This is a genomic window from Streptomyces sp. NPDC050145 (genome assembly GCF_044460245.1).
GTDB lineage: Bacteria > Actinomycetota > Actinomycetes > Streptomycetales > Streptomycetaceae > Streptomyces.
The window spans coordinates 1-6,458 of the sequence record NZ_JBITJS010000040.1; the positions used below are offsets into that span (position 1 = coordinate 1).

General features: G+C 70.5%; 8 protein-coding genes. All 8 read right to left on the reverse strand.

Annotated elements, in window-relative coordinates; genetic code table 11:
* Window positions 1–130 precede the first annotated feature (130 nt).
* A complete protein-coding gene (locus tag ACIBTU_RS39435) occupies window positions 131–394 on the reverse strand; it encodes a hypothetical protein (RefSeq protein WP_399131623.1) in 264 nt (87 codons plus the stop codon).
* Window positions 395–691: 297 nt separating this feature from the next.
* Window positions 692–1,420, reverse strand: a complete 729-nt coding sequence (locus tag ACIBTU_RS39440; protein ID WP_399131624.1) for a PP2C family protein-serine/threonine phosphatase — start codon at window positions 1,418–1,420, stop codon at window positions 692–694.
* A gap of 164 nt (window positions 1,421–1,584) precedes the next feature.
* A complete protein-coding gene (locus ACIBTU_RS39445; protein ID WP_399131625.1) occupies window positions 1,585–1,986 on the reverse strand; it encodes a hypothetical protein in 402 nt (133 codons plus the stop codon).
* Between the two features lie 114 nt (window positions 1,987–2,100).
* Window positions 2,101–2,364 (reverse strand): hypothetical protein, encoded by a 264-nt coding sequence (locus tag ACIBTU_RS39450; RefSeq protein ID WP_399131626.1) that lies wholly within the window; start codon window positions 2,362–2,364, stop codon window positions 2,101–2,103.
* A gap of 93 nt (window positions 2,365–2,457) precedes the next feature.
* A complete protein-coding gene (locus ACIBTU_RS39455; protein ID WP_399131627.1) occupies window positions 2,458–2,910 on the reverse strand; it encodes a hypothetical protein in 453 nt (150 codons plus the stop codon).
* A gap of 267 nt (window positions 2,911–3,177) precedes the next feature.
* The gene (locus tag ACIBTU_RS39460) at window positions 3,178–4,356 is read right to left on the reverse strand and encodes a DUF932 domain-containing protein (RefSeq protein WP_399131628.1); all 1,179 of its coding nucleotides are present in this window, start codon (window positions 4,354–4,356) and stop codon (window positions 3,178–3,180) included.
* 114 nt (window positions 4,357–4,470) lie between these two features.
* On the reverse strand, window positions 4,471–4,995 hold the full coding sequence (locus tag ACIBTU_RS39465; protein WP_399131629.1) for a hypothetical protein: 525 nt from the start codon (window positions 4,993–4,995) through the stop codon (window positions 4,471–4,473).
* A 96-nt stretch (window positions 4,996–5,091) separates the two neighbouring features.
* Window positions 5,092–5,463 carry a hypothetical protein gene (locus ACIBTU_RS39470; protein ID WP_399131630.1) on the reverse strand — a complete coding sequence of 124 codons (372 nt, stop codon included), beginning with the start codon at window positions 5,461–5,463 and terminating at the stop codon, window positions 5,092–5,094.
* Window positions 5,464–6,458 lie beyond the last annotated feature (995 nt).

Here is a 6,458-nt window from a genome sequence, read left to right on the forward strand (position 1 = left end):
TTGGGGGGGGCCGGGCATGGGTTGGGGGGGGGGGGGCCGCGGCCCCCCCCCCGGGGGGGGGGGGGGGCCCCGGGGGGGGGCCGGGGGGGGGGCCCCGGGGGCCCCCCCACCCCGGGCGGGGGACTGCCGGTCACTCCCAGTTCTCGGGGGCCGGACGGGAGTTGCGGCGGAACGTCTCGGCCTCGTTCGGCGTGGCCGCACGCCAGCCAGCCGTCTTCTCGGCCAGCGTCCTGTAGAGCGTTGCCTCCACCCCATCGCGGTAGCCGTCGGCGCTCACGTAGGTGATGTGGAAGCGGTCGACATGCGCGATCTGCACCGTCGGTACGGACGGCCCCGCGCCGAGGGAAACGATCACGCCGGGCTGGATGTCTGCGAGCTGCAAGGGCGTCGTCATCTGCTGCCTCGTTCTCGTTGGTGGGGTGCCGGATTCGCGGGGCGCCGACCCCTTCCGTCATGAACAACATTGCAGCGCATCGAGACAATAGGCAAGTGTCGGCGCGCCCTGGACGGACGTGGGTTTGGGTGCGCAGGGTCCGGGCGGTGTCTTCCCAGCGGATAGGGGGTGGCGACTCGACGGTCGCCGGCCGTTCAACGGGTCGGGTGGCGACCGGCTGGACCCTCGGCGCCTCGTCGAGCGGGTCGGAGGGGCCCGGCCGCGGCGTTGGCGGACTGGGCGATCCGGGGTGGCTGTTCAGTAGTGGATGCCGCGGAAGAGGTCCGCGACGAGCACGGTGGCGTTGTCGGCGTCCGTGCCCCAGAGCTCGACGGCGGTGGCAACGGTGACGTCTGCGGCGTCTTCGAGGGCCCCGACCAGGAGATCAGCGAGGTCGAGGGTGGATTCCTCGATCGGCTCGTACGCGCCGTCGCTGGCGAGGAGAAGTCGACCCCGCTTGCCCAGGCGGCGGGACGCGGATTCGACGGCCTCGTGGCCGTGCAGGAGCTGGACCTCAGCATCGGTCTGGCTGGAACCGAGGCAGGAGGTGAGGATGTTGGCGCGGCCGTAGGGCGGGTGGGCGCGCCGGTGATTGTGGTCGTCGGTGAGCCGGGCGACGCCCGGGCCGGCCCAGAGGTAAGCGCGGGCGTCGCCGCACCAGGCGACACTGAGGGCCTTCCCCGGCGCGCTGACGGCCACGACGGCGGCGGCGTGCGGCAGCTGCGGAGCGAACGGACTGTCGGGCTCCTCGCGGGCGGCGTAGTGGTCGTAGGCGGCCCGGAGGCCGGCCTCGGCATTGCGGTGCCGGGCCGCGAGGGCGGCGACGCGGTGCGCGGCACCCCGGGTCCAGCGCGCGACCTCGGCGGTGCTGCCCACGCCGTCGAGCAGGGCGTAGGCGCGAACGCCGTTCGGGGCTGCGACGACTGCGGTGGCGTCGCACTGCCGGGAACGCCCTCCGATGTGCTTGGCGATGGCGTGGTGACGCATAGGTGAGCTCCTTTGCTCGCGTGCGGAGGGGGTGCGGGGCGGGGCCGCGTGACGCAGTCACCCGCGAAGGGAGGCGTGCCTCACTCGCAATAACAACATTACAGCGCATCGAGACATCGGGCAAGGCCCTCGCTGTCCGTCAGGGCGCACAGACTGCTTGTGGGTTAGCCCTGAGGGGTCTCGTTCGTGCGCAAGTCCCGTCCGGTGACGGCGCGGATCGCGGCGGCGCACCGCTCGGCGAGCTCCTCCAGGCCCTCATCCGCACGTGCCTCGTCCAGGTAGACGCCGGCGTCGTAGTACTTCACACGGTCAGGGAGCTGCGGGGAATCGGGGAAAGCGTCGTCCTCGTAGCGGGTGTACTCGATGTACAGATCGCTGTCCTCGTCGACGCCGATCTTGAACACGGTCGTGTGCACGCCCGGGAGTTCCAGGTACCCGGTGACGCCCCAGGATCCGGAGTCGGCGAGCCAGCCGGCACTGAGTGCGCGGGCCGTCGCGTAAGCGATGTCGGAGATGCTGAACGGGTATTCGGTGCCGGGCTCGGGGTGGTCGGTCTGACTGCTCATTCGTATGTCCTTCGCAGTGGGATGGGGGCTGCGTGGCCCCAACCGGGTCGGGCGCGGGACAGGTGGCGTCCCGCGGCGATCCGGCTGGGTGGCGGGAAGTACGGCGCGGCGTGCTCAGCCGCAGGGCGTGCCGTCCAGAGCAGGGTTGTTCTGGGGCGGCGTGTACGGAGCCTGCGGCAGGGTGGGCACCTTCGGCAGGTCCGGTGCCTTCGGGACCGGGCGGGGCGCCGGAGGGGGAGTGAAGCCCATCGTCGAGACCTGGCGCGTCCGGCTCGCGCTCATCGCGCAGTTGTCGTCCGTGTCGTCGCAGCCGGCGGCCCTCAGGACGAGAGCGGAGGCAGCGGCGAGGGCCGCGAGCACGTGAAGGGGGCGGGGCATGGTCAACTCCTGGGCAGGTGGGGCAGCGGTCAGGATCGCGGCGAGTCCCGGCCTGCTGGCCTGCCGTGCGGCAGACCGGGGGCGCGAAGACTGCTAGGCGTGTTCGGACAGCTCGGGCGCGGTATAGGTGTCGCGTTCGATGCCGCCGGACCCCGCGCACGGCGTGGCCATGGCGCCGAGCACGTCGGCGTCCATGGGGCGGGGCCACCCGTCGGACACGGTCCAGGCGCATGCGCGCGGCAGGGGCTCGGCTCCGGTGGTGGAGACCAGCACGGCGTTGCGCACGGTGCTGCCCTCGATGGCGAACGTCAGCAGGACGCGCAGGTGGAAGAACTCCTCCTCGGACAGCACCGAGGCCGAGAATGGGGCATCGATGATCGAGAGGTCGGCGCGGCCGGACAGGAGCGTGTCGTCGGTGCGCAGGCTGATGATGTTGAGCGTGTGCTGGCCCTCGCCGAGTGCGCTGATGACGGCGGCGAGCGCCACCTGAGAACGGTCCATGGCCGCCTTGAGCGCAGCATCGTCGGGACGGATGAGTTCGGGCATGACAACTCCTGGTGATGGCCGAGCAAGGCAGGCAGGGAGGGCGCGCGCCGGTCTGGGCGCAGCAGGGGTTTTCTGGGCGCGCGGTCTGCTCCGCAGACGCGTCGCGCTGCCGCTACGCGGCAGGGGCCGGGCGGGCGCGCTCCGCGCTCCCTGTCGGGGTGGGGGAGCGCTCCGCGCTCGGGCCCCGGGGCCTGCGCGGCCCGTGGTGCGGCGGCACAGGCGCTGGGCCTGGGGCGGGGCCGGAAGGGTCCGGCCCCGCCGGGGGGTCTAGCCGTGCGCGGCGGCGGCGTTCAGCGCGGGGAGCGCGAGGCCTTCGAGCTCGGCGGCCTGGTCGGCGTCCTTGATGGTCTGCGCGGTCGACGTGATGGCGTGCAGGACACCGCCGGCCGTCATCTGCCCGCCGCGCACGAAGTGCGCCAGGATCGATTCCTTGGCCTCGGTGCCGATGCTGAGCGTGTTGGTGACGTGCTCGATGGTCTTCGCCGGGTCGGCCAGCGGCGTACCGGCGGCGGCCTCCATGGACGCCACCTTCGCCTCCACGTACTCACGCGACAGGAACGTACGCACCGCGTCGGTCGTCTTCGACGTGATCAGCTCCAGCGTCTTGCGCTGCGTCTGCCCCGACCAGCTCACCACGCCCTCTTCCTGCTTCCCGCCCAGGTGCACCGACCGCATCACGTCCCGGGTCTCGGTCATCCCGTTCGTGCACACCTGGAACACGATGCGCGGCGTGATCGTGTACGCCCCCGAACCGACCTCGCTGTTGGTGATGACGAACCCCGCCGACACCATCGGCAGCTCGTCACCGCTGCGCCCGTCGAACGGCGAGCGGTAGCCGCGCAGCAGCTCGCGGGCCTGGACCGCGACCGCGTCCGACTCGACGCGCACGTGCATCCGCCGGTCGGTCAGGTCGCAGCCGGTGACGCGGGTGGGGTGGCCGGACTGCTTCACGCCGTCGAGTGCGGCGAGCAGCACGTCCAGGTTGTCGATGAGCTTGTAGCTGTCGGACAGCAGGGCGCGGGCGACGCCTTCGGCCGGCGACCCGCCGGGGGCGGAGTCGGAGCGGAACGCGCGGAGCATGAATCGGCGGCCGGGGTCCTGGCCGAGCCAGGAGTTCACGTTGTCGTCCAGGAGCGGGACGTTCTCGGCGCGCATGCGGCGCAGGTAGGCGAGCGGGATGCGCAGCTTGTTCGCGATGCCCTCGTCGGTGACGCCCGTGGGGCGGTAGATGCCGTCGACCTGGGTCACGCCGTCCTCGGTGAGCATGGATTCCACGCCGCTGACGTGGAGCATGCCGTCGTGCAGCCGCAGCGCGGAGGCGGGGGCGATGACGTCGAGCTTGCGCCGGTTCTGGTCCTCCAGGATGCGGACCAGGTCGGGCAGGTCGGCGTTGCGGGCTCCCGACGGGGCGACGGCGGTGGCGCGTTCGGCGAACTGCTGGGTCATGTGGTTTCTCCTCGTGTTGGTTTCTGCGGGTTCGGGGGCGGGGCCAACCGCCCCCGAACAACTTCAATAATAGTGAGTTTTAGGGGTGTGTGAACCCACCCCTGACCAGCACCATTACCCCCGCGCGCGGTACTCGGGGAGCGGCGTCACGCTCTCCCGACGCACGTTCGTCACCTGGGTCACGATGGTGTTGCCGTACACCTCGCACAGGTCGTAACGCACCTCGGCCGGCTCGTCCGCCCGGTGGCAGACCTGACGGACCCCGTACACCCACCACAAGCCGTGCTTGCGCTCCACACTGCCGTGATACCGGACCCGCTGCCACAACACCGGCTCCACCTCACCCTGATCCAGCCAGGCATTCCGCAGCTGCGCGAACGCCCGCCGGACCGTGTCCGCGTCCACGGGCACACCCGACAGTGCCCGCCCCGTGTAGCCGAGACGAACACCCAGGGCCCACCCCAGCTCGAAGAACGGCCGCACCGGCTCCAGCACCGATTCCGGAACCCGCGCACCGGACACCCGCCCGCACTCCGTCGCGGCCAACTCCTCCAGCGCGTAACGCGCCTGCTCGCGCTCGGCGTCCGCCACCGGCACACCGGTCTCCTGCTCCGCCTGCGCCATGATCGTCTTCTCCACTGCCTCTTCCTCTCCTCGGACCCGCCGACGGGTCGTATTCCGTGCCGACCTGATGTGTAGTGGGGGCGCCCGCCCGGCGCCCCCACCCAGAGGCCTCTAGCCCAGGAATCCGCGCGTGCGCAGGAATTCAGACGTCATGAGAGCGATTCCCTGCGGCTTGTACAGCTGCGGAATTCGCCGCATCTCGACCTCGGTCCGCCCCTTCGCGTCAGGCTCCACCAGCTCGTGAACGATGCGGTAAGGCTTTTCGCCGGACGGGATTTCGAGGACGACCGGGCCGACCTTCGTGTTGAAACGGATTCCCGTGTAATTCGCGTCCGCGTTGTGAACGATGCTCGTGTCGGCGCGCTGGGCGACGAGGGGGAGAAGGTTCGCGATCGTGCGGGCCTGGACGGCAAGGCCGTTCATGGGCGCGTCGGTGCCGCCGTGCACCCGGCGGACGATCCCGTCGGAAATCTTGATCTCCATGGTGTTCCCTTCGTTGGTTCTGTGCGGTTCCCGGGGTTCGCCTCCCCCAGGACTCCAAATAATAGTGTGTCTCACGTGAGCTTGTCCAGCACCAAACCCCCTACCGAACAGGCGGCCATACCCCCTACCGACCCTGAATCGGCCGGCATCAGATCTCCCCTGGTCAACGACATGCAAACGCGCACCAGTAGCGCTGACAACCCCTCACACGCACCCCCGTCCGCCCCGACCAGCAGGGAGAGAAGAGCTGGACAGGACGGACGGCGGCGCGTGCTCGGGGCCAAAGGCGCCGAGCTGTTCCCCTGCGCGTCGGCCGGGGGCCGCGCGCCCGGCGGCGGCTCGACACAGCGAGCCGCACCACCCGGCGAACCCAACACACCCTTCCTGCGGGGCGGCTGGCGCGGCGTCACGGTGCCACACGCCGCCGAGGGGCCGCCTCCGGCGCCGGACCGCTCCGCGCCCCGGTAAGGGCCGCCTCCGGCGCCCCCAAGCCCCACGACACCGCGCGGCCTCGCGTCCCTCACCAGCCGCCCCGCAGAAAGGGAAGCACCCACCCATGCCCGACACCCCCACACGCAAACCGCACGACCTACGCGACTGCGCCCATTCATGGGCCGTCAATGAAACTCCCTGCTACGCACGTCCAGAATTCGTGGTCAGGGCTCCGGCGAATCCTCCGCAACTCGTCTGCGAGGCGCATGCAGGAATCGTTATCGCCACAATGATCAGCACGGACGGAACTGCGAAAGTCAGCCTTTATCAAGGCGACTGACGCGGAACCCTGACGGTGAGTCAGGAGGCCTGGTAGTGCACGATGAGTCACTATCTCATCCGGCATCAACTTTGACACACACGAGAAGTTCTGAAGGTGTGTCAGGTTTCGGCAGGCGGCCCCGCTCCGCTGCACCACAGGCATCACCGCCGTAGGCGCTAGGCCGGATCGCGGAGCGATCCGAGCCTTCACCAGCGCGGAGCGCTGGTGACATGGCATCACG